The sequence below is a fragment of the Escherichia sp. E14V7 genome (genome assembly GCF_004212225.1).
GTDB lineage: Bacteria > Pseudomonadota > Gammaproteobacteria > Enterobacterales > Enterobacteriaceae > Escherichia.
On sequence record NZ_RHJJ01000026.1, the window covers coordinates 1 to 24,661 of the forward strand.

The window sequence follows — 24,661 nt, forward strand, 5'->3', positions numbered from 1 at the left end:
CGGCTTCGACGGCAGCTTTACGCGTATCAACCTGTTCCTGCGGCGCTTCGTTAGCAGGCTGTTGTTCCAGCTTGCGCGCTTTAGCACGGGCGATAGCGGCTTCGACTGCAGCTTTACGCGGGTCAACCTGTTCCTGCGGCTCTTCGTTAGCAGGCTGTTGCTCCTGCTTGCGCGCTTTAGCACGGGCGATAGCGGCTTCGACGGCAGCTTTACGCGGGGCAACCTGTTCCTGCGGCTCTTCGTTAGCAGGCTGTTGCTCCTGCTTGCGTGCTTTGGCGCGAGCAATTGCGGCTTCCACTGCCGCTTTCCGCGGATCGGCAACGGTTGCGGCTTCGTTAGTCTGTTGCAATTCAGCCTGTTTCGCTCTGGCTTGCGCTTTACGCGCTTCCCGGGCCGCAATAATCGCGCTGTTATCCGGGCGTTCGCCAGCTTTTATCACAATAGGTTGTGTGGCCTGGACCTGTTTTTCTTTTACGCGTGCCAGTGCGGCAGCAATCGCATCTTTGTCTTTGGCCGCAGGTTGAACCGCCGCGTTCTTGTGTCGTTCAAGACGCGCGGCTTTTTCACGTTCCAGACGTGCCTGACGAGCTTCAAAGCGTGCTTTTGCTTCGGCTGCGCGTTTTTCTTCCTGACGAATGGCGGCAATCTCGGCTTTTTCCTGACGGAAATATTGCACAAGAGGGATATTACTTGGGCAAACCCACGCACAGGCCCCGCATTCAATACAATCTGCAATGTTATGTGTGGTGGCTTTATCGTGCTGCTGACCTTTGCTGAACCAGTACAACTGTTGCGGCAGGAGATCTGCAGGGCAGGCATCAGCACAGGCGCTACAACGGATGCAGCTTTGTTCTTCCTGTGGTTCGCCAAGTTCATTGGCAGACGGTGCCAGTAAACAGTTGGTTATTTTTACGACCGGAACATCCAGCCACGGCAAGGTAAAACCCATTAGCGGGCCGCCCATAATCACCATTTGATCGGCAGAAGGGCAGAATCCTGCATCGTTCAATAAATGACGGACCGGCGTACCCAGTCGTGCCCAGACGTTGCCGGGGCGTGCAATTGCTTCGCCAGTCAGCGTCACGACACGCTCGGTAATCGGCTCGCCATCAATAACGGCACGTTTCACTGCGTAAGCCGTGCCGACGTTTTGCATTAACACGCCGATATCTGATGAACGACCGCCGTGTGGAACCTGCTTTCCGGTCAGGATGTAGGTTAACTGTTTGGCGCCGCCAGAAGGATATTTGGTCGGAATAACTCGCAGAGAAATATCGTGAGAATCCGCCAACACCGCACGCAGCATGGAAATTGCCTGCGGTTTGTTATCTTCAATTCCGATCAGAATTTCGCGTGGCTGTAGAATATGCGCAAGAATGCGAATACCTTCCACGACCTGGGCGGCGCAATCCTGCATCAGGCGGTCATCGGCGGTAATATACGGCTCGCATTCTGCGGCATTAATGATCAACGTTTCGATTTTATCGCCGCCGCCCTGCAATTTAACGCCAGTAGGGAAGCCAGCACCACCCAGTCCGGCGACGCCAAATTGATGAATGCGTTCGATTAATTCTTCCCGAGTGCGTGAGCGGTAATCGGTCCAACCGTCACGTGGGATCCAGCAATCTTCGCCATCGGCGTCAATAATCACGCTTAATTCAGCTAAAGCTGAAGGATGAGCCGTAGAGTGGGGCGCAATAGCCGTAACGGTACCCGAGGTGGGCGCGTGAACCGGTAGCATTTTGCCGCGTCCACGGGTGAGTGGCTGTCCGCGCAGTACCTTATCACCAACGTTAACGCACAGCTCGCCTTCAGCACCAATATGCTGTTTCAGTGGAATAACAAATCGCTGCGCCAGCGGAACCTGGCGCAGGGGAGTACCGTTGGACTGAGTTTTCATCTCCGGTGGATGAATGCCGCCATCGAAGTCCCAGATTTTATTTTTTTTGAAAGCAGAGAATAACTTAAGCATGGTGTTCCACGGGAATGATGCGCACGGGAATGGTGTTCAGATCCCATTTCCAGCTGTCTGGCGTTTCTGCAACCGGTTGTAAGGAGATGCAATGCGTTGGGCATGGGTCTACACACAGATTACAACCTGTGCACAGATCGCTCATGACGGTATGCATTGCTCGGGTAGCGCCGACAATGGCGTCCACCGGACACGCCTGAATACACTTAGTGCAGCCAATACAGTTATTTTCATCGATAACCGCTACCATACGCGCAGGCGTCAACTCTTGCGCTTCGCCATCCAGCGGCTGCGGTTCGACGTTGAGCAACTCGGCAATTTTCAGCATTACTGCTTCGCCACCAGGGGCGCAGCGGTTGATTTTTTCACCGTTGCAACTGATAGCCTCCGCATACGGGCGACAGCCAGGATAACCGCATTGACCACACTGGCTCTGCGGTAAAATTTCGTCAATTTTCTCAACGACCGGATCGTCTTCCACCGCAAAACGGCGGGAGGCATAACCCAGAATGGCGCCAAACGCCAGGCCCAGCAGGCTTATGGCGGCAACGGCAATCCAGATAGCATTCATTACAACTTCACCAAACCACTAAAGCCCATAAAGGCCAGAGACATAAGACCTGCGGTAATCAGCGCAATGGCATTACCACGAAAAGGTGCCGGGACATCAGCCACAGCCAGGCGCTCGCGGATGGCTGCGAAAAGCACCATCACCAACGAGAAGCCGACAGCTGCTGAAAAACCGTACAGCGCCGACTGCAAGAAATTATGCCCGAGATTAATATTCAGCAACGCGACACCAAGCACTGCACAGTTGGTGGTAATAAGCGGCAGAAAAATCCCCAGCAGACGATAAAGCACCGGGCTGGTTTTACGCACTACCATCTCGGTGAACTGCACGACAACAGCGATCACTAAAATAAACGCTAGCGTGCGCAGGTAAATCAGATTGAGTGGAATCAAGATCCACGTGTCGATAAGCCAGGCGCAAATTGACGCCAGCGTCATCACAAATGTTGTTGCCAGCCCCATCCCCATTGCAGTTTCCAGCTTTTTGGAAACGCCCATAAACGGACAGAGGCCCAGAAACTTAACCAGTACAAAGTTATTGACCAGTACAGTTCCGACAAACAGTAACAGGTAGTCAGTCATTTTTCGGCCTGAAATAAAAAAGCCGCCTATTATCCGTTAATCCAGAGCAGGCGACAACAGGTTAACTGTAAGGTTATTACGGATTCACAAACGTCGCTTTGACCCGCAACGAGCGTTTGAAATAGGGGACTATCAATGCGGTTGCCAGCAAAGTAAACAACAACTGGCGCACGGCTACGCCATCTGCAACTGGCGAAAAAGCGAAGGTTTTAACAGCCAGTAATACGGAGATCAGTAGCCAGATAATATAGTGTTTAGGAACACAACGCCGACGTTTAAAGAAAGCGATGGTCAACCACAAAGTGTAATACCACATGGCGATGGCGGTAATAAAAGAAACGCCCCATAAGATTTGCGTTGTCAGTGCTTGTTCGCCGATCGTTTTATATGTTTGAGGAGAAGATAACGCTGCGGTATACAGTAACAGCGTCAGCGTCGTACTCAATAGAGCGACTAACAGCCAGGCCAAAGGGCCAAGCAACCAGCCTCCAATACGTTGTGGCGTTGTGGTGGTCATAGGTTCTCCAGAATAGCGACAGCAAACAGGCAAATCTAATTTTAGGGGCGTTATTATAAGGTTTTTATTATCAATCGCTACTTTCTTTATTGGACATAATGCCAGACGGACTTCGGCACCTGGCCCAGGTCAAACAAACGCCCGCCAGACACCAGCTCTGCGCGGCGGTGATCGGCGGCGCGATACATGTTGATAAGGTCCTGATCGTCGGTCAGTGTGTAATTAAGATGATCGTAGAGTTTTTCCAGGCTTTCGAGTGAACTGATTTTGCGAAATTTTAATAAGTAGTCCTGAACAGTCATAAAAGGCCCATAAAATAATTAATACCAAAGTGGTAGGTATTATATGTAATGATAAAACTTCACCAAAAGTGAACGCTTATGTAATAACAATAATAAGAATGTGCTGATGGTAAATATTCAGGGATAAAATACTGTCATGAAAAGAGTAACGCGCTTTACTATCCCTGCCAATCGCCGACAACACACCACAAGATAATAAATTCCTGGTTTAATACCCGACAAGTTAAAACATGCATCCGGACGGGCTGCATGCTGGTCTGCAAGTGCAGGTATTACTTATGTTGTACTGTTGTACTCTGTTCTGGCGGCTGGTAGTTGTCAATGTGACTCGCCACGCCAAGGAGAATGACAGAAACGACAAGAACGATCCAACCTGTTAATTCAATAAGACGATTCATTACTGCCCACATCTATGTTGAGTGATCCATTAACTTCAGGGGGTAAATGTTACTTAGCAATAATTGCCCCAGCAAGATTTTTGCTGAGGTTTTTGCGATATTTAGCTTTTATCATTAGAAAATTCGCCATTTCTTTGACTTAAGTTAAATAACATCCCTTATTGCGGGCAGGTTATTAAACTGTTGAGAGAGGGTAAAGGATAGTGTCAAATAGCGATGGTACTTCTCTGAGAGGCAATGACATGAGCGACAACATCCGTGTTGGGTTGATTGGGTATGGTTATGCGAGCAAAACCTTCCATGCGCCCCTGATAGCGGGCACGCCCGGACTAGAACTGGCAGTAATTTCCAGCAGTGACGAAACAAAAGTAAAAGCCGACTGGCCAACAGTGACGGTTGTCTCTGAACCAAAGCATCTTTTTAATGATCCCAATATAGACTTGATTGTCATTCCCACACCAAATGATACCCATTTCCCGTTAGCCAAAGCGGCGCTTGAAGCGGGTAAACATGTGGTCGTCGACAAGCCTTTTACCGTGACGCTGTCACAAGCTCGAGAACTGGATGCGTTAGCAAAAAGTCTGGGTCGCGTATTGTCGGTGTTTCATAATCGTCGCTGGGATAGCGATTTTTTGACACTAAAAGGTTTGCTCGCGGAAGGCTCGCTGGGTGAAGTTGCGTACTTTGAGTCTCATTTTGACCGCTTCCGGCCGCAGGTGCGCGATCGCTGGCGTGAACAGGGCGGCCCTGGCAGCGGTATCTGGTACGATTTGGCACCGCATTTGCTCGATCAAGCTATTACGCTTTTTGGCTTACCTGTCAGTATGACGGTGGATTTAGCACAGTTGCGCCCGGGGGCGCAGTCGACTGATTATTTCCACGCCATTTTGTCCTACCCACAGCGGCGGGTCATTTTACACGGCACCATGTTGGCGGCAGCTGAGTCAGCGCGTTATATCGTGCATGGCTCCCGTGGCAGCTATGTTAAATACGGTCTCGATCCGCAGGAAGAGCGGTTGAAAAATGGTGAGCGTCTGCCGCAGGAAGACTGGGGCTACGATATGCGTGACGGTGTACTAACCCACGTTGAAGGCGAGGAACGTGTTGAAGAAACGCTGTTGACCGTGCCGGGGAATTATCCGGCTTACTATGCTGCCATTCGTGATGCGTTGAATGGCGACGGTGAAAACCCGGTGCCAGCAAGTCAGGCCATTCAGGTAATGGAGTTGATTGAGCTGGGTATCGAATCCGCCAAACATCGCTCGACTTTGTGCCTTGCTTGAAAAGGGGATGGTGCAATTAGCACCATCCATTTTTGTTACTTCGCTGCGACTTTTTCTCGCAGTGCGCGTTTTTCCTCTGCGCTGAGGAAAGCCATTTCCAGACCATTAATCTGCGCCTGGCGGATTTGCTCGCGAGATAAACCTGCAGCGGGCGCGGCAACGGTATATTCGTGAATGATATCGACGCCCTGAACACCCGGGTCGTCGGTGTTAATACTGGCGCAGATACCATGCTCAAGGAACATTTTCAGCGGATGTGCCGCCAGAGATGCCACGGTACTGGTCTGAATATTGGAGGTCAGGCAGGATTCTATGCCAATTTGTTGCTCAGCGAGGAAATCCATCAGCGCCCGGTCTTCAATGGCTTTTACGCCATGCCCAATGCGTTCAGCTCCCAGTTCACGAATGGCTTGCCAGATACTTTCTGCCCCGGCAGCTTCGCCTGCGTGGACGGTAATATGCCAGCCTGCATCACGCGCGTGGTTGAAGTGAGAGAGGAACAAACTCCCCGGAAAACCAAGTTCATCACCGGCTAAATCCAGTGCAGTAATCTGATCACGGTGGGCTAAAAATGCCTCCAGCTCTTGCTGACAGGCAGCTTCGCCAAAGGTCCGGCTCATAATGCCGATAAGTTTTGCCTGCACACCAAAGGTGCGGCAACCTTCACGTACGCCGTCAATAACGGCTTCGACAACGCCCGCAACAGGCAACTGATGCGTCATTGCCATATAACCTGGCGAAAAACGCAGTTCGACATAGTGCAGACCGTTTCGGGCAGCATCTTCAATATTTTCAAACGCCACGCGACGGCATGCGTCGAGCGAGGCGAGAACTTTAACGCCCCAGTCAAGCTTAGTCAGAAAACTCACCAGATCGGGTTCGTTGGCAATGACCTGAACGTGTGGAATTAGCGTTTCCAGGGATTGTGCAGGTAGCGAGATATTATACTGGCGGCCAAGTTCAAGGATGGTCTGGGGACGAATGTTGCCATCAAGGTGGCGATGGATATCAGTTAATGGCAGGGTGGTATCAATCATGGTCGCACTCTTTTTCTGGATATAAAAGTGCGCACCATTATAAAAACAAAGCAGGGTAAAAATCTACGATTGCGCAACGATTATTTGCGTTGCGCAATCGCAATTAGCGTACAGCTCGGATGGCGTTAATTAATCCAGCGACACCTTTTTCCAGTTTAGAAAGTGGGCATCCGGCATTGAGCCGAACAAAGCCACGGCCTTCTTCACCGTAGGTATATCCCGGCATGATTGCGACTTTTTCTTGTTCAATCAGGGCTTTTTGCAACGCGTTGTCATCAATGTTCAGCGGACGTAAATCAAGCCATGCGAGATAAGTGGATTGGGGAATCTGCCAGTTGAGTTCAGGGAACGCGGCGTTCATCGTCTCTGCGATATACGTCAGGTTATCTTTCAGATAGACGCGTAAGGCATCAATCCATGGCGCGCCTTGCTGATAGGCGGCGATATGGGCGGTTAACGCCAGTACCGCAGGGGAGGAAAGCCCATCACGGCTTTTCAGGGCCGATAAATACGCTTCACGGCTGTCGTTATTTTCAATAATCCCGTAAGCCCCGGTCAGAGCCGGAATATTGAAACTTTTCGAACCAGAAGTTAGTAGCGCCCAGTCGCCGCGAGCTACATTGCTCCAGGGAATATGCGGTTGCTCACCCCATACCATATCCATATGGATTTCATCGGAGATAACGCGCACACCATAGCGTTCGCACAGGTCAGCCATTGTTTCCAGTTCATCGCAAGTCCAGACTTTACCGGTAGGATTCTGAGGGCTACACAGGAGCATAATTTTACACTCCGGTTTCGCCAACACGGCTTCCAGTTTGCCCATATCGCAAAACCAGCCATCAACCCGCTTCTCTAAAGCAACGGGCATCACAGTGCGCTGATTACCTTCAATGGCTTTGTAAAATGCGTCGTAGGCCGGGGTATGGATCACCACACCTTCACCGACAGCGGACCACTGACGAATCAGTTCCGACACCATATAGATAACGGAAGGGCCATATACCACCGACTGCGTTTCAATGGCGGTGTAATGCTGTGTGGAAAACCAGTGGGCGATAGCCGCGAGAAATTCATCGTTTTTCCAGCGACTGTAGCCAAACACGCCGTGCATCAGGCGCTGGTTCAGCGCCTCGATAATGCAGGGAGCGGTGGCAAAATCCATGTCTGAAATCGTGAACGGTAACAGGTCCGCAGTGCCGAAACGGTCAGCGACATAATCCCACTGAGTGCACCATGTGCCATGACGATCCACGACCTTCGAAAAATCGAACATATCTTATCCTTATGCCTGAACAGTACGCATCAGACCGGCCATTTCATCTTTGACTGACTGAACTTGCGGCCCGATAACAACCTGCAGGTTATGTTGATTAAGTTGTACTACGCCAATTGCCCGATTGTCCTTCAGTGCCTGCACATTAACAAGGGACATATCTTTCACTGACAAACGCAGACGAGTAATGCAGTTATCGAGGCTGACAATATTGTCGGCACCGCCTAAGGCTTCGAGGATTGCCGGAACGTTGTAACCTGATTTACCCGGCGTACCGGCAACGGCTTTTTCGATTGAGCTGGCAATTTCGCTATCGCGGCCAGGGGTTTTCAAATTGAAGCGGGTAATAGCGAAACGGAAGATAACGTAGTAAACAACAAACCAGATTGCCGCCACCACTGGCACCATGTACCACTTGGTTGACAGGCCATGCAGAATACCGAACACCACAAAGTCGATGATATTGCCGTCGGTATTACCGATGGTGACACCGAGCACAGACATGACGGTGAAGCCGAGGCCGGTTAACAGCGCGTGGATGACGTACAGAACTGGCGCTACGAACAGGAACAGGAATTCCAGCGGTTCGGTAGTGCCGCCAACGACACAGGCGATCAGGCCAGAAATCAGCAGGCCTTTAATTTTATGGCGATTTTCCGGGCGCGCACAGTGATACATCGCTAACGCTGCACCTGGCAGACCACCGAGGAATGCAGGCATTTTGCCCTGCGAGAGGAAGCGCGTGGCGCTTTCAGAGAAACCGTGAGTGGTCGGGCAACTCAATTGCGCCTGGAAGATGGTTAGTGCGCCGCTGACGGTTTGACCGCAGACTTCCTGCGTGCCGCCTGCGTCAGTAAAGCGAATTAATGCCACCAGAATGTGATGCAGACCAAACGGCAGCAGCAGACGTTCACCGGTACCAAACAGCATAGGTCCGAAATCACCCGCGCTGTTAATCATATGGCCTAAGCCGCTAATGCCCAGGGCGAAGATCGGCCAGACCAATGGAATCACCAGACCGACAAGGCCCATCACCAGCGAGGAGATGATTGGTACGAAGCGCGTACCGCCGAAAAACGCCAGCGCATCTGGCAGGCGGATATTATGGAAACGTTCATGCAGCATCCAGACGATAATACCGGCGATCACCGCACCGAGGATCCCGGTGTCGATCGACTGGATCCCAAGAATGCTTTGGATGTTATTGGCTTTCAGCACGGCAGCATCGGTGGTCGGCAGAATGCCTTTATTGGTCAACCAGAAGTTCACCGCCAGGTTCATCACTGCGTAACCAACAAAACCAGCGAACGCCGCGACGCCTTTGTTTTCGCGCGCCAGACCCAGCGGGATGGCGATACAGAACATTACTGGCAGGAAACTAAACGCGAACGAACCAACCTTGCTCATCCAGGTAAAGATGGCCTGCAACACAGGGTTACCCAATGCCGGGATCAGTGTGATGACATCGTGGCTACTAAGGGAACTGCCAATCCCCAACATAATGCCGCAGAACGACAGTAATGCGACAGGTAACATAAAGGTTTTGCCTAACTGCTGGAAGAATTCCCACAGCGTGACTTTCGGTGCTGCTTTCGCCGTCATAAAACGACTCCTCGTAGAGAACAATCTGGATTCAATAAATTGCGCGAGAAGATAAAACGTTTTATCAAATTTTAGTGAGGCATAAATCACATTACGCAACGATAATAGCGGGTATAAGATAAATAAAAGGTAAAACGTTTTATCTGTCACATAATCAGGGAGTAGGTCATCTGCATGGCTACCGCCAAAAAAATCACCATTCATGATGTTGCGCTCGCTGCGGGCGTGTCGGTCAGTACCGTTTCGCTGGTGCTTAGTGGCAAAGGGCGAATCTCTACCGCCACAGGAGAACGTGTTAACGCCGCCATTGAAGAACTGGGGTTTGTGCGCAATCGCCAGGCGTCGGCACTACGCGGCGGGCAGAGTGGTGTGGTTGGCTTAATTGTGCGTGACTTGTCTGCGCCGTTTTACGCTGAATTAACAGCCGGGCTGACGGAGGCACTGGAAGCGCAGGGGCGAATGGTTTTTTTGCTCCACGGCGGTAAAGACGGTGAGCAACTGACCCAGCGCTTTTCACTGCTACTGAACCAGGGCGTCGATGGCGTCGTCATTGCCGGTGCGGCAGGGAGCAGTGATGACCTGCGGCGCATGGCAGAAGAAAAAGGTATCCCGGTGATTTTCGCTTCACGAGCCAGTTATCTTGATGATGTTGATACTGTTCGCCCGGATAACATGCAGGCAGCGCAGTTATTGACGGAGCATCTCATTCGCAATGGACACCAGCGTATTGCCTGGCTGGGAGGGCAAAGTTCCTCTTTAACCCGTGCGGAACGAGTGGGTGGCTATTGCGCGACACTATTAAAATTCAGCCTGCCGTTTCACAGTGATTGGGTACTGGAGTGTGCCTCGAGTCAGAAGCAAGCTGCGGAAGCCATTACGGCGCTTTTGCGCCATAACCCGACCATCAGCGCCGTGGTTTGTTACAACGAAACTATTGCGATGGGGGCATGGTTTGGTTTGCTGAAAGCAGGGCGGCAAAGCGGGGAAAGTGGCGTCGATCGTTACTTTGAACAACAGGTTTCACTGGCGGCATTTACCGATGCGACGCCAACTGCACTTGATGATATACCCGTTACCTGGGCCAGCACGCCTGCGCGGGAACTTGGTACGACACTTGCGGATCGCATGATGCAAAAAATCACTCATGAAGAGACGCATTCACGTAATCTTATTATTCCTGCCCGGCTCATTGCGGCGAAATAATCCTCTCTTTATCTGCTATACCTGGTAGTGTCCTTTCCTCAAAGTTAATGATAAAAAATGTGGCACACAGGCGGTGCCTTTTATTTTTACTGAAGTTCACAGGAGGTTTATGTGTTTAATTCTGACAACCTGAGACTCGACGGAAAATGCGCCATCATCACAGGTGCGGGTGCAGGTATTGGTAAAGAAATCGCCATTACATTCGCGACAGCTGGCGCATCTGTGGTGGTCAGTGATATTAACGCCGATGCAGCTAATCATGTTGTAGATGAAATTCAACAGTTGGGTGGGCAGGCATTTGCCTGGCGCTGTGATATTACTTCCGAACAGGAGTTATCTGCTCTGGCAGGCTTTGCCATCAGTAAGCTGGGCAAAGTTGATATTCTGGTTAACAATGCTGGTGGTGGTGGTCCTAAACCGTTTGATATGCCAATGGCGGATTTCCGCCGCGCTTATGAGCTGAATGTGTTTTCTTTTTTTCATCTGTCACAACTCATAGCGCCTGAAATGGAAAAAAATGGCGGAGGCGTTATTTTGACCATCACATCTATGGCGGCAGAAAATAAAAATAAAAACATGACCTCCTATGCGTCATCTAAAGCTGCGGCCAGCCATCTGGTCAGGAATATGGCGTTTGACCTGGGTGAAAAAAATATTCGGGTGAATGGCATAGCGCCTGGGGCAATATTAACTGATGCCCTGAAATCCGTTATTACACCAGAAATTGAACAGAAAATGTTGCAGCACACGCCAATCAGGCGTCTGGGCCAACCGCAAGATATTGCCAACGCGGCGCTATTCCTCTGTTCACCAGCTGCCAGCTGGATAAGCGGGCAAATACTCACCGTCTCCGGCGGTGGGGTACAGGAACTGAATTAATACGCTAACAGGTCGGTAAACAACCGAGTGAGTGTTGTTTACCGACACCGCTTGTAGAGTAGGGAAAAACCTCTGCCAGACAACTGGTAGCCAAATTCCGCTTGCTGGTTGACCAATTATCGTGCAAATAGTAAACGAAACGGGTGTACCTTCGCACAATTCAACTGCAATGATAGGCGCTCACCGGACAACGCGGTAAACTAGTTATTCATGCTAACTATATTGGTTTAACGATGGATAACATGCAAACTGAAGCACAACCGACACGGACCCGGATCCTCAATGCTGCCAGAGAGATTTTTTCAGAAAATGGATTTCACAGTGCCTCAATGAAAGCCATCTGTAAATCCTGCGCTATCAGTCCCGGGACGCTTTATCACCACTTCATTTCGAAAGAAGCCTTGATTCAGGCGATTATTCTCCAGGACCAGGAGAGGGCGTTGGCCCGCTTCCGGGAACCGATTGAAGGGATCCATTTCGTTGACTATATGGTCGAGTCGATAGTCTCTCTCACCCATGAAGCCTTTGGACAACGAGCGCTGGTGGTCGAAATTATGGCAGAAGGGATGCGCAATCCACAGGTTGCCACCATGCTTAAGAATAAACATCTGACCATCACGGAATGTATTGCCCAGCGCATGAGGGATGCCCAGCAAAAAGGCGAGATAAGCCCTGACATTAACACGGCAATGACCTCTCGTTTACTGCTGGATCTGACCTATGGCGTGCTGGCCGATATCGAAGCGGAAGACCTGGCGCGAGAAGCGTTATTTGCCCAGGGGCTGCGCGCGATGATTGGCGGTATCTTGACCGCATCCTGATCCTCACTTTCCGCGGGCCGGTTAAGAGAGGGCCCGCGTTCAATGTCTCAACACGGCTGAACAAAAAACGTTCTCCCCTGGTCGAAAAATCCCACTAAAACATTCGTCGAAACCATATGTCATGGGAATTTATCGCTTTATAAGTAGTCGAACGAGCGTTCGGTTGCTTATTTTGTGTCTTCTGTCAACGCTGTTTTAAAGATTAATGCGATCCATATCACGCTGTGGGTATTGCAGTTTTTGGTTTTTTGATCGCGGTGTCAGTTCTTTTTATTTCCATTTCTCTTCCATGGGTTTCTCACAGATAACTGTGTTCAACACAGAATTGGTTAACTAATCAGATTAAAGGTTGACCAGTATTTTTATCTTAATGAGGAGTCCCTTATGTTACGTCCTGTAGAAACCCCAACTCGTGAAATCAAAAAACTCGACGGCCTGTGGGCATTCAGCCTGGATCGGGAAAACTGCGGAATCTCTCAGCGTTGGTGGGAAAGCGCGTTACAAGAAAGCCGGGCAATTGCTGTGCCGGGCAGTTTTAACGATCAGTTCGCCGATGCAGATATTCGTAATTATGTGGGCAACGTCTGGTATCAGCGCGAAGTCTTTATACCGAAAGGTTGGACGGGCCAGCGTATCGTCCTGCGTTTCGATGCGGTCACTCATTACGGCAAAGTGTGGGTAAATAATCAGGAAGTGATGGAGCATCAGGGCGGCTATACGCCGTTTGAAGCCGATGTCACGCCGTATGTTATTGCCGGGAAAAGTGTACGTATTACCGTTTGTGTGAACAACGAACTGAACTGGCAGACTATCCCGCCGGGAATGGTGATTACCGACGAAAACGGCAAGAAAAAGCAGTCTTACTTCCATGATTTCTTTAACTACGCCGGGATCCATCGCAGCGTAATGCTCTACACCACACCGAACACCTGGGTGGGCGATATCACCGTGGTGACGCATGTCGCGCAAGACTATAACCACGCGTCTATTGACTGGCAGGTGATGGCAAATGGTGATGTCAGCGTTGAACTGCGTGATGCAGATCAACAGGTTGTTGCAACTGGACAAGGTACCAGCGGGACTTTGCAAGTGGTGAATCCGCACCTCTGGCAACCGGGTGAAGGTTATCTCTATGAACTGTGCGTCACAGCCAAAAGCCAGACAGAGTGTGATATCTACCCGCTGCGCGTCGGCATCCGGTCAGTGGCAGTGAAGGGTGAACAGTTCCTGATCAACCACAAACCGTTCTACTTCACTGGTTTTGGTCGCCATGAAGATGCGGATTTACGCGGTAAAGGATTCGATAACGTGCTGATGGTGCACGATCACGCATTGATGGACTGGATTGGTGCCAACTCTTACCGTACCTCGCATTACCCTTACGCTGAAGAGATGCTCGACTGGGCTGATGAAAATGGCATTGTGGTGATTGATGAAACTGCTGCCGTCGGCTTTAACCTCTCTTTAGGCATTGGATTTGAAGCGGGTAACAAGCCAAAAGAACTCTACAGCGAAGAGGCAGTCAACGGGGAAACTCAGCAGGCGCACTTACAGGCGATTAAAGAACTGATTGCGCGTGACAAAAACCACCCCAGCGTGGTGATGTGGAGCATTGCCAACGAACCGGATACTCGCCCGCAAGGTGCACGGGAATATTTCGCACCACTGGCAGAGGCAACGCGTAAACTGGACCCGACGCGACCGATCACCTGCGTCAATGTAATGTTCTGCGACGCTCACACCGATACCATCAGCGATCTCTTTGATGTGCTGTGCCTGAATCGTTATTACGGTTGGTATGTCCAAAGCGGCGATTTGGAAACGGCAGAGAAGGTACTGGAAAAAGAACTGCTTGCCTGGCAGGAGAAACTGCATCAGCCGATTATCATCACCGAATACGGCGTAGATACGTTAGCGGGTCTGCACTCGATGTACACCGACATGTGGAGTGAAGAGTATCAGTGCGCATGGCTGGATATGTATCACCGCGTCTTTGATCGCGTCAGCGCCGTCGTCGGTGAACAGGTATGGAACTTCGCTGATTTTGCGACCTCGCAGGGCATTATGCGCGTTGGTGGCAACAAGAAAGGGATCTTCACTCGCGACCGCAAACCGAAATCGGCGGCTTTCCTGCTGCAAAAACGCTGGACTGGCATGAATTTCGGTGAAAAACCGCAGCAGGGAGGCAAACAATGAATCAACAACTCTCCTGGCGCACCATCGTCGGCTACAGCCTCGGTGACGTCGCCAATAACTTCGCCTTCGCAATGGGGGCGCTCTTCTTGTTGAGTTACTACACCGACGTCGCAGGCGTCGGTGCCGCTGCGGCGGGCACCATGCTGTTACTGGTGCGGGTATTTGATGCCTTCGCCGACGTCCTCGCCGGACGAGTGGTGGACAGTGTGAATACCCGCTGGGGAAAATTCCGCCCATTTTTACTCTTCGGTACTGCGCCGTTAATGATCTTCAGCGTGCTGGTATTCTGGGTGCCGACCGACTGGAGCCATAGCAGCAAAGTGGTGTATGCATATTTGACCTACATGGGCCTCGGGCTTTGCTACAGCCTGGTGAATATTCCTTATGGTTCACTTGCTACCGCGATGACCCAACAACCACAATCCCGCGCCCGTCTGGGCGCGGCTCGCGGGATTGCCGCTTCATTGACCTTTGTCTGCCTGGCATTTCTGATAGGACCGAGCATTAAGAACTCCAGCCCGGAGGAGATGGTGTCGGTATACCATTTCTGGACGGTTGTGCTGGCGATTGCTGGAATGGTGCTTTACTTCATCTGCTTCAAATCGACGCGTGAAAATGTGGTGCGTATTGTGGCGCAGCCTTCGTTGAAGATCAGTCTGCAAACGCTGAAACGAAATCGCCCGCTGTTTATGTTGTGCATTGGGGCGCTGTGTGTGCTGATCTCGACCTTCGCGGTCAGTGCCTCATCGTTATTTTACGTACGCTACGTTTTGAATGATGCAGGATTGTTCACGGTGTTAGTGCTGGTACAGAACCTGGTCGGTACAGTGGCGTCGGCACCGCTGGTACCGGGGATGGTCGCCAGGATCGGTAAAAAGAATACCTTCCTGATTGGCGCGCTGCTGGGGACTTGTGGTTACCTGCTGTTCTTCTGGGTATCCGTCTGGTCGCTGCCGGTGGCACTGGTTGCGTTAGCCATTGCCTCAATTGGTCAGGGCGTTACCATGACGGTGATGTGGGCGCTGGAAGCCGATACCGTAGAATATGGTGAATACCTGACTGGTGTGCGGATTGAAGGACTTACCTATTCGCTATTCTCATTTACGCGCAAATGCGGCCAGGCAATAGGAGGATCAATTCCCGCCTTTATTTTGGGATTAAGCGGATATATTGCCAATCAGGTGCAAACACCGGAAGTTATTATGGGGATCCGCACATCAATTGCCTTAGTACCCTGCGGGTTTATGCTACTGGCATTTATAATAATCTGGTTTTATCCGCTCACGGATAAAAAATTCAAAGAAATCGTAGTTGAAATTGATAATCGCAAACAAATGCAGCAGCAATTAATCAGCGATATCACTAATTAATATTCCATAAAAATAATCAGAACATCAAAGGTGCAACTATGAGAAAAATAGTGGCCATGGCCGTTATTTGCCTGACGGCTGCCTCTGGCCTTACCACCGCTTACGCTGCACAACTGGCTGACGATGAAGCGGGACTACGCATCAGACTGAAAAATGAATTACGCAGGGCTGATAAACCTAGTGCTGGCGCGGGAAGAGACATTTACGCGTGGGTACAGGGAGGATTACTTGATTTTAATAGTGGCTATTATTCTAATATTATTGGTGTCGAAGGCGGGGCGTATTATGTTTATAAATTAGGTGCTCGTGCTGATATGAGTACCCGCTGGTATCTTGATGGTGATAAAAGTTTTGGCTTTGCCCTGGGGGCAGTAAAAATAAAACCCAGTGAAAATAGCCTGCTTAAATTAGGTCGCTTCGGAACAGATTATAGTTATGGCAGCTTACCTTATCGTATTCCGTTAATTGCTGGTAGTTCGCAACGGACATTGCCGACTGTTTCCGAAGGAGTATTAGGTTACTGGGCTTTAACGCCAAATATTGAATTGTGGGGAATGTGGCGTTCACGAGTATTTTTATGGACCGATTCAACAACCGGTATTCGTGATGAAGGGGTTTATAACAGCCAGACGGGAAAATACGATAAACATCGCGCACGTTCTTTTTTAGCCGCCAGTTGGCATGATGATACCAGTCGCTATTCTCTGGGAGCATCGGTACAGAAAGATGTTTCCAATCAGATACAAAGTATTCTCGAGAAAAGCATACCGCTCGACCCGAATTATACGTTGAAAGGGGAGTTGCTCGGCTTTTATGCGCAACTCGAAGGCCTAAGTCGTAATACCAGCCAGCCCAATGAAACGGCGTTGGTTAGTGGACAATTGACCTGGAGCGCGCCGTGGGGAAGCGTATTTGGCAGTGGCGGTTATTTGCGTCATGCGATGAATGGAGCCGTGGTGGACACCGACATTGGCTATCCCTTTTCATTAAGTCTTGATCGTAACCGCGAAGGAATGCAGTCCTGGCAATTGGGCGTCAACTATCGTTTAACCCCGCAATTTACGCTGACATTTGCACCGATTGTGACCCGCGGCTATGAATCCAGTAAACGAGACGTGCGGATTGAAGGCGCGGGTATCTTAGGTGGCGTGAACTATCGGGTTAGCGAAGGGCCGCTACAAGGGATGAATTTCTTTCTTGCTGCCGATAAAGGGCGGGAAAAGCGCGATGGCAGTGCGCTGGGCGATCGCCTGAATTACTGGGATGTGAAAATGAGTATCCAGTATGACTTTATGCTGAAGTGAGAAAAAAAGCCGGAGTGAAAATTCTCCGGCGTTTCAGATTGTTGACAAAGTGCGCGTTTTTTATGCCGGATGCGGCGTAAACGCCTTATCCAGCCTACAAAAGCTCATAAATTCAGGATGTTGCAGGAAAAGGTAGGCCTGATAAGCGTAGCGCATCAGGCAATCTCTGGTTTGTAATCAGACGAATACGCCGGAGTGAAAATTCTCCGGCGTTTTGGCTGTGAATTACTGCTGCGGAATTGCCGGTACAGCCGGAACGTTAAGAGCTGGCATCGCAAACATGCCAACAAAATCTTCTAACGACATTTTCTGTCCGTTTAACGTGATCTGACCGTTAGCATATTGCAGGCTGGTGGTGATGGTATTGTCCTGCAAGGTGGTCAGACGGAACATCTGCCCCATTGCTGATGCACCTTCAACTTGCTGTTTCGCCAGCTTTTTCGCTTGATCTTCCTGATATCCTTCCAGCTTTGCTACCTGAGTCATCAGCTCAGTTGCCATATCCACCGGAATGGTCAGTTTCGCATCCAGAGATTTGACCGAGCGGTCCACTTCCTGTGCCAGCGTTTGCGGCGCTTCTTTAGTCGTTGCCGGATCTTTCAGGAACAGCGACAGATTCAGCGCACTTTCACCCTGACTGTTTTTCCAGCTTAGCGGCGCGATAGTAATCACCGGATCGCCTTTCAACATCAGCGGCAGGGCGCTAAAGAAGACTTCTGTCACTTTCTCCTGATAAAGTTCGGGATTGTTGGCAATCTCTGGCTGTGCCAGCAGCGCCTGAGTTTGCGCATTATATTGCTGGCTAAACTGATGCCAGGCCTCGCCATCAATCTGGCCGACTTTTAAGGTCAGCTTGCCGCTGCCCAGATCCTGATTCTGAACCTTCAGGCTATTTAGCGAGTAATCCAGTTGGCTATTGATCGTTTTACCATCATTGACCAGATCCGATTTACCGCTGATCTCCATGCCTTCCAGCAGTGCCAGTTCTTTGCCTTCCACTGAAATGGTCATTTTTTCCAGCGACAGTTTTTGGTTACCTACGCGCTCACCAAAACTTGCCAGCGTGCTGGAACCGTCAGTTTTCAGATTATTAAAGGTCAACTGTACTTTCTGGTTATACTCATTAACCGCATCCACCCGACCACTTTGCGCCTCCCCGGAAAGGGAGATAGCTTTGCCGTCTCTGTCTGCATTTAACTGGAACTCGCCGCCGCTAAAGGCGACCTTTTCATCCTTTTGCTCGTAATTCAGTGGCTTGAGTGAAATATCGGAACTGGAATCACCGCTGTAACCAATGCGGGAGTTAATCTCAAAAGGCGTTTCACCTTTTGCCATATCAAACAGTGGTTTGCTTACTTCGTTATTGACCAGCGTGGTTTGAATTGATGCCATCGACGGAATCAGGTTCAGTTTTTTAAGCTGGGCAAGGGGGAAGGGACCATGATCAACCGATTCGTTGAAGATGACGCTCTGACCGCTTTTAATCCACGGATTTTCTTTCCCGGCAATGGGTTTCACCACCAGTTGCAACTGGCTGCTGAATACGCCGCGATGATAGTTTTGATAACTTACTTCCAGGTTGGATTCAGGAGCTGTCAGTTTGAGTTGCGCGTTTGCCTGCGCGACCATGTCTTCGAGATGGGTTTCAATCTTCTTGCCTGTGTACCATGCGCCGCCTGTCCAGACTACGCCGAGCGCAACAATGACGCCTACCGCTACCAGCGATTTATTCATAATGATTATCCATAAAATAAAATCAGGCGGACTGGCCGCCTGAAGGTGTTATAAGCCTTTAATAAGCTTAGCAAGAGATGTTAATTTTTTCAGTAAGCTCTTACAGCTTGTTGTAAACACGGGCTAAACGGCCGTGGCCTATGACCGTCACCGGTGACTCGTTGGCGGCAATAAACGCTGATTCACCCGGTTTAAGCTGTAACTGCTGAGAATCTTTACACAGCGTTGCATCGCCCTCGACGCAGAACAAAATGGCGGCACTCTGCTGGCTGATGGTGGTTTCTTCATCGCTAAGGTCATGCAGCGAGAAGGCAAAATCATCCACCGGAATCGGGAAGTCCAGCTCTGAGCCTTGTTTCACCGGCTGGGTCAACAACTGGTTGGCCGGTTTGGCTGCAAACTTCACGTTGGCAACCAGCTCTGGAATATCAATGTATTTAGGCGTCAGACCCGCACGCAGCACGTTATCGGAGTTCGCCATCACTTCTAGTGCCACGCCTTGCAGGTAAGCGTGCGGTGTTTCAGCGAACAGGAACATCGCTTCGCCAGGATTCAATTTCACGACATTCAGCAACAGCGGGGAGAACAGACCGCTGTCATCCGGGTAAAATTCAGAAATTAAACGAATCGTTTGCCACGGTTCGCCCTGCTGGCTGTCGAGCGCCGATTTCAAAATCGCCAGCGCGCGGGATTTCTCTTCACCCTGCATATTTAACAGGCTGGCAAACAGTTCGCTTAAACGTTCGGCATTGGGCTGCTGCAAAAAGTGAGCAATGGCCGGATGTGCGCCCGCGACGGGCTGAAGCAGGGAGACGATGTCGGAAAACTCACGAAATGCGTTCATCGCGAGGAAAGGGGTCAGGGCGAAAACCAGCTCAGGCTTGTGATTAGGATCTTTATAGTTACGCTCGGCGGCATCCATCGGAATACCTGCGGCATTTTCTTTGGCAAAACCGATTTCAGAATTGCGTTTGTTTGGATGCACCTGAATGGAGAGCGGCTGGGCTGCGCATAATACTTTGAACAGGAAAGGCAACTCGCCAAAGCGTTTGGCAACGGCATCTCCCAAAAGAGTCGCTTTATCACTCTCAATCACATCACGCAGTGAAACGATATCTCCTGCGGCATCGTGCACACGTGAACTGCTCTTTGGATGCGCGCCCATCCACAACTCGGCCATCGGCTGGCTGGACGGATTTTCCATGCCATAAAGTTCAGTCAACGCCGTTTTGCTGCCCCAGGCATAGTTTTGCACTGAGTTAATGAGTTTTTGCATGATCAATCCCTGTTTAAATGTGGAAATTAATCCCGCTATTAAAGCAAGAATCCTACGGGAAGTAACCTGGAGCCGCAAAAAGTCGTACTAGTCTCAGTTTTTGTTAAAAAAGTGTGTAGGATAATGTAACTCGCTTTTAACAGGGCAATGGAACACCCGCCTAAAGCATAACCAAACCAGGCAGTAAGTGAGAGAACAATGTCAAACAAACCCTTTCATTATCAGGCTCCTTTCCCACTCAAAAAAGATGATACCGAGTATTACCTGCTGACCAGCGAACATGTCAGCGTATCTGAATTTGAAGGGCAGGAGATTTTGAAAGTTGCACCAGAAGCGTTAACTCTTCTGGCGCGTCAGGCGTTTCATGATGCGTCATTCATGCTGCGTCCGGCCCATCAACAGCAGGTAGCCGATATTTTGCGTGACCCGGAAGCCAGCGAAAACGACAAGTATGTGGCACTGCAATTCCTGCGAAACTCCGATATCGCCGCAAAAGGCGTTCTGCCAACCTGTCAGGACACTGGCACCGCGATTATCGTTGGTAAAAAAGGGCAGCGAGTATGGACCGGTGGCGGTGACGAAGCGGCGCTGGCGCGCGGTGTCTATAACACCTATATCGAAGATAACCTGCGCTACTCGCAAAACGCGCCGCTGGATATGTATAAAGAGGTGAATACCGGCACCAACCTGCCAGCGCAGATCGATCTTTATGCCGTTGATGGCGACGAGTACAAATTCCTCTGTATCGCCAAAGGTGGCGGTTCGGCAAACAAGACGTATCTCTATCAGGAAACCAAAGCGTTACTGACACCGGGGAAACTGAAAAATTATCTGGTTGAGAAAATGCGCACACTGGGTACGGCGGCATGTCCTCCGTATCATATTGCGTTCGTTATTGGCGGAACTTCTGCGGAAACTAACCTTAAAACGGTGAAGCTGGCTTCCGCTAAATATTATGACGAACTGCCAACGGAAGGGAACGAGCACGGTCAGGCGTTCCGCGATGTGGAACTGGAAAACGAATTGCTGATTGAAGCGCAAAATCTCGGTCTGGGCGCGCAGTTTGGCGGGAAATATTTCGCCCATGACATTCGCGTGATTCGCCTGCCACGCCACGGCGCATCCTGCCCGATTGGTATGGGCGTCTCTTGTTCTGCTGACCGTAATATCAAAGCGAAGATTAACCGTCAGGGGATCTGGATCGAAAAACTGGAACATAATCCTGGCAAATACATCCCTGAAGAACTGCGTAAAGCGGGAGAAGGCGAAGCGGTACGCGTTGACCTTAACCGTCCAATGAAAGAGATCCTCGCACAGTTGTCGCAGTATCCCGTTTCTACACGCTTATCGCTTAACGGCACGATTATCGTCGGTCGTGATATCGCTCATGCCAAACTGAAAGAGCGGATGGATAACGGTGAAGGGCTGCCACAGTACATTAAAGATCATCCAATTTACTACGCGGGTCCGGCCAAAACGCCGGAAGGTTATGCCTCCGGTTCTCTTGGCCCAACGACTGCCGGACGTATGGATTCTTACGTCGATCAACTGCAAGCGCAGGGCGGCAGCATGATCATGCTGGCGAAAGGTAACCGCAGCCAGCAGGTGACGGATGCCTGTAAAAAACATGGCGGTTTCTATCTCGGCAGTATCGGCGGGCCTGCGGCAGTGCTGGCGCAGGGGAGTATTAAGAGTCTGGAATGTGTTGAATATCCGGAACTGGGAATGGAAGCCATCTGGAAAATCGAAGTGGAAGATTTCCCTGCGTTTATCCTGGTGGATGATAAAGGAAATGACTTCTTCCAGCAGATACAACTCACGCAGTGTAGCCGCTGCGTGAAATAAGCAGAGCCGCCCTTCGAGGCGGCTTTTTTACATGGCACGAAATACCAAACATTTGTTATCAAATAGTAAATAATGAGTGAGCTAAAAGTTGCTTAACGTAAGCAAAGAAGAAAAAAATTAATCAGGTGAGGAGCAGGCCATGAAAACAGTACGCAGCGAAAAAGATTCGATGGGTGCGATCGATGTCCCGGCAGATAAGCTGTGGGGCGCACAAACTCAACGCTCGCTGGAGCATTTCCGCATTTCGACGGAGAAAATGCCCACCTCACTGATTCATGCGCTGGCGCTAACCAAGCGCGCAGCGGCAAAAGTTAATGAAGATTTAGGCTTGCTGTCTGAAGAGAAAGCGAGCGCCATTCGTCAGGCGGCAGATGAAGTGCTGGCGGGACAGCATGACGACGAATTTCCACTGGCAATCTGGCAGACCGGTTCCGGCACGCAAAGCAATATGAATATGAACGAAGTGCTGGCCAATCGGGCGAGTGAACTGCTCGGCGGCGTGCGCGGGATGGAGCGTAAAGTTCACCCTAACGACGATGTGAACAAAAGCCAGAGTTCCAATGATGTCTTTCCGACGGCGATGCACGTTGCGGCGCTGCTGGCGCTGCGCAAGCAACTCATTCCGCAGCTTAAAACCCTGACACAAACTCTGAATGAGAAATCCCGTGCGTTTGCCGATATCGTCAAAATCGGTCGTACCCACTTGCAGGACGCCACGCCGCTGACCTTAGGGCAGGAGATTTCCGGCTGGGTAGCGATGCTGGAGCATAACCTCAAACATATCGAATACAGCCTGCCTCACGTAGCGGAACTGGCGCTGGGGGGGACCGCAGTAGGGACGGGGCTGAACACCCATCCGGAGTATGCCCGTCGCGTGGCGGACGAGCTTTCGGTCATTACCTGTGCGCCGTTTGTTACCGCACCGAACAAATTTGAAGCACTGGCGACCTGTGATGCGCTGGTTCAGGCGCACGGTGCGTTAAAAGGATTGGCGGCGTCACTGATGAAAATTGCCAATGACGTCCGCTGGCTGGCCTCTGGCCCGCGTTGCGGCATTGGCGAAATCTCAATCCCGGAAAACGAGCCGGGCAGTTCAATCATGCCGGGAAAAGTGAACCCAACGCAGTGTGAAGCATTAACCATGCTTTGCTGCCAGGTGATGGGGAATGACGTGGCAATCAACATCGGCGGCGCTTCTGGTAACTTCGAACTGAACGTCTTCCGTCCGATGGTTATCCACAATTTCCTGCAATCGGTGCGCTTGCTGGCAGATGGCATGGAAAGTTTTAACAAACACTGCGCGGTGGGAATAGAGCCAAATCGCGAGCGTATCAACCAATTACTCAATGAATCGCTGATGCTGGTGACCGCGCTAAACACCCATATTGGCTATGACAAAGCTGCGGAGATCGCCAAAAAAGCGCACAAAGAAGGGCTGACCTTAAAAGCTGCCGCCCTTGCGCTGGGCTATCTTAGCGAAGCCGAGTTTGATAGCTGGGTACGACCAGAACAGATGGTCGGCAGTATGAAAGCAGGGCGTTAATCTGCAACATACAGGTGCAGCCGGGGAATGATCAAACGAAGCGGCTGCGCCTGGGGTTTAAAACGATGCTGAACATTGTCGGCATCGTAATTTAACAGCTCACCAACGTCTGGCATGCCTGCGCCATTATCCCGATTAATCAGCGCGATAAGCGGTGTCGGGCAGGCGTGCTGAACTTGTTTTTGATCCCCCTTGTACCAGACACGGGCAATTGGCTGAACCTTCACCGGACGTTTGATTTTTAACTTCGCGTCCTGTGGCAGGGCGGCAATATCCTGATACTCGCGTTCCAGTTTTCCCTGCCACTCCTCGCGCGTCCACGGTGCAACGCTACGTGGCGATTTCAGGCTCTTTTCCAACTGCGCCAGCACCTCATCACGATGCAAATTTTTAATGATATGTTTATTCGCCCAGCCAAAACGTAAAGTGGCGGGGTCGTGCAGAACGGTGAGCGTGCGATAAGCATTAAGGGTAATCAGCCCCGGCAAATGACGATGTACCCATTCAAAACGTGCTGCCGTAGGCAGTTCTGACTCAACCGTGACAATATGCTCGAAAGTGGTTTTAAGTTGATTGATGCGCTGTATATGACTTGCCAGCGCCGTTTGTGAAAGGTTATCGACCTGATAGCACAACACTCCAGGCAGACGAACAGCCGCCTTGCTGCTGCGATTTTCGGACTGTTGTTGAATAAACAAATGGCGGAAATGACGTAGTGCCAGCGCCTGCGCTTCTTTCCCGAGATGTTGCTTAACCTCAATGCGATTAAGCGGATTATGCTCATCCTCCTTTTTGACCTCCGGTAACGAGAACACGCGGGCAACCAGCAACTTGTGCTGTTCAAGTTCAGCGGCAAACGCTGCCAGTTCTTGTTCCATCTGGCGAAAAGTCGTATTGAGTCGGTCAACAAGATCGTAACGGGCCATAAAATTACCACTTTAGTTACAACAT

At 50.6% G+C, this 24,661-nt stretch carries 21 protein-coding genes; 9 read left to right on the forward strand and 12 right to left on the reverse strand.

Annotation, left to right across the window (positions count from 1 at the left end):
- The 6 genes from rsxC to blr all read right to left on the reverse strand — a co-directional run.
- Positions 1-1,972: electron transport complex subunit RsxC (gene rsxC, locus D9741_RS22245; RefSeq protein WP_130238360.1), on the reverse strand; the 1,972-nt coding region annotated here is incomplete at its 3' end.
- Complete coding sequence (gene rsxB, locus D9741_RS22250; protein WP_130209361.1) at positions 1,965-2,543, reverse strand: electron transport complex subunit RsxB; 579 nt, start codon at positions 2,541-2,543, stop codon at positions 1,965-1,967. The genes rsxB and rsxC, both read right to left, overlap by 8 nt.
- Complete coding sequence (gene rsxA / locus D9741_RS22255) at positions 2,543-3,124, reverse strand: electron transport complex subunit RsxA (protein ID WP_000133193.1); 582 nt, start codon at positions 3,122-3,124, stop codon at positions 2,543-2,545. Before rsxA ends, rsxB begins: the two co-directional genes overlap by 1 nt.
- Positions 3,125-3,200: 76 nt before the next feature.
- Positions 3,201-3,641: a DUF2569 domain-containing protein gene (locus D9741_RS22260; protein ID WP_130209359.1), complete on the reverse strand. Its 441-nt coding sequence runs from the start codon at positions 3,639-3,641 to the stop codon at positions 3,201-3,203.
- A gap of 86 nt (positions 3,642-3,727) precedes the next feature.
- Positions 3,728-3,943, reverse strand: coding sequence for a transcription modulator YdgT (ydgT, locus tag D9741_RS22265; protein ID WP_064530017.1), 216 nt, complete (start codon positions 3,941-3,943; stop codon positions 3,728-3,730).
- Positions 3,944-4,215: 272 nt separating this feature from the next.
- A complete protein-coding gene (gene blr, locus D9741_RS22270) occupies positions 4,216-4,341 on the reverse strand; it encodes a division septum protein Blr (protein ID WP_001296096.1) in 126 nt (41 codons plus the stop codon).
- 242 nt (positions 4,342-4,583) lie between these two features.
- On the opposite strand from blr, the gene D9741_RS22275 reads away from it, so the two are divergent.
- On the forward strand, positions 4,584-5,624 hold the full coding sequence (locus D9741_RS22275) for an oxidoreductase (protein WP_130219025.1): 1,041 nt from the start codon (positions 4,584-4,586) through the stop codon (positions 5,622-5,624).
- Positions 5,625-5,659: 35 nt separating this feature from the next.
- Here D9741_RS22275 and add read toward each other — a convergent pair whose 3' ends face one another.
- The 3 genes from add to malX all read right to left on the reverse strand — a co-directional run bounded on the left by add (position 5,660) and on the right by malX (position 9,539).
- Positions 5,660-6,661: an adenosine deaminase gene (gene add / locus D9741_RS22280; protein ID WP_130219027.1), complete on the reverse strand. Its 1,002-nt coding sequence runs from the start codon at positions 6,659-6,661 to the stop codon at positions 5,660-5,662.
- Positions 6,662-6,764: 103 nt separating this feature from the next.
- A complete protein-coding gene (malY, locus tag D9741_RS22285) occupies positions 6,765-7,937 on the reverse strand; it encodes a bifunctional maltose regulon transcriptional repressor/cystathionine beta-lyase MalY (protein ID WP_130219029.1) in 1,173 nt (390 codons plus the stop codon).
- Positions 7,938-7,946: 9 nt separating this feature from the next.
- Complete coding sequence (malX, locus tag D9741_RS22290) at positions 7,947-9,539, reverse strand: PTS maltose transporter subunit IICB (protein ID WP_130219031.1); 1,593 nt, start codon at positions 9,537-9,539, stop codon at positions 7,947-7,949.
- 174 nt (positions 9,540-9,713) lie between these two features.
- Between malX and malI the strand changes: the two genes are divergently transcribed.
- The 6 genes from malI to uidC all read left to right on the forward strand — a co-directional run bounded on the left by malI (position 9,714) and on the right by uidC (position 17,312).
- A complete protein-coding gene (gene malI, locus D9741_RS22295; protein WP_130219033.1) occupies positions 9,714-10,742 on the forward strand; it encodes a mal regulon transcriptional regulator MalI in 1,029 nt (342 codons plus the stop codon).
- A gap of 111 nt (positions 10,743-10,853) precedes the next feature.
- Positions 10,854-11,621 carry a 7-alpha-hydroxysteroid dehydrogenase gene (hdhA, locus tag D9741_RS22300; RefSeq protein ID WP_130219035.1) on the forward strand — a complete coding sequence of 256 codons (768 nt, stop codon included), beginning with the start codon at positions 10,854-10,856 and terminating at the stop codon, positions 11,619-11,621.
- Positions 11,622-11,854: 233 nt separating this feature from the next.
- Positions 11,855-12,442: a DNA-binding transcriptional regulator UidR gene (gene uidR / locus D9741_RS22305; protein ID WP_130209345.1), complete on the forward strand. Its 588-nt coding sequence runs from the start codon at positions 11,855-11,857 to the stop codon at positions 12,440-12,442.
- Between the two features lie 384 nt (positions 12,443-12,826).
- Positions 12,827-14,638: a beta-glucuronidase gene (uidA, locus tag D9741_RS22310; RefSeq protein WP_130219037.1), complete on the forward strand. Its 1,812-nt coding sequence runs from the start codon at positions 12,827-12,829 to the stop codon at positions 14,636-14,638.
- A complete protein-coding gene (uidB, locus tag D9741_RS22315; RefSeq protein WP_130219039.1) occupies positions 14,635-16,008 on the forward strand; it encodes a glucuronide transporter in 1,374 nt (457 codons plus the stop codon). The genes uidA and uidB overlap by 4 nt, the downstream gene beginning before the upstream one ends.
- 38 nt (positions 16,009-16,046) lie before the next feature.
- A complete protein-coding gene (uidC, locus tag D9741_RS22320; protein ID WP_130219041.1) occupies positions 16,047-17,312 on the forward strand; it encodes a glucuronide uptake porin UidC in 1,266 nt (421 codons plus the stop codon).
- A 225-nt stretch (positions 17,313-17,537) separates the two neighbouring features.
- On the opposite strand, the gene D9741_RS22325 is transcribed toward uidC, so the two are convergent.
- Positions 17,538-19,046, reverse strand: coding sequence for a YdgA family protein (locus D9741_RS22325; protein ID WP_130219043.1), 1,509 nt, complete (start codon positions 19,044-19,046; stop codon positions 17,538-17,540).
- Between the two features lie 100 nt (positions 19,047-19,146).
- Entirely contained in the window at positions 19,147-20,322 is a 1,176-nt protein-coding gene (manA, locus tag D9741_RS22330; protein WP_130219045.1) for a mannose-6-phosphate isomerase, read from the reverse strand.
- Positions 20,323-20,520: 198 nt separating this feature from the next.
- On the opposite strand from manA, the gene fumB reads away from it, so the two are divergent.
- Together fumB and fumC are read left to right on the forward strand one after the other, a co-directional pair.
- Entirely contained in the window at positions 20,521-22,167 is a 1,647-nt protein-coding gene (fumB, locus tag D9741_RS22335) for a class I fumarate hydratase (RefSeq protein ID WP_130209333.1), read from the forward strand.
- A gap of 139 nt (positions 22,168-22,306) precedes the next feature.
- Positions 22,307-23,710 carry a class II fumarate hydratase gene (gene fumC / locus D9741_RS22340; protein ID WP_130219047.1) on the forward strand — a complete coding sequence of 468 codons (1,404 nt, stop codon included), beginning with the start codon at positions 22,307-22,309 and terminating at the stop codon, positions 23,708-23,710.
- Here fumC and tus read toward each other — a convergent pair.
- Positions 23,707-24,636 carry a DNA replication terminus site-binding protein gene (gene tus / locus D9741_RS22345; protein WP_130219049.1) on the reverse strand — a complete coding sequence of 310 codons (930 nt, stop codon included), beginning with the start codon at positions 24,634-24,636 and terminating at the stop codon, positions 23,707-23,709. The genes fumC and tus overlap by 4 nt on opposite strands.
- Positions 24,637-24,661: the final 25 nt, after the last annotated feature.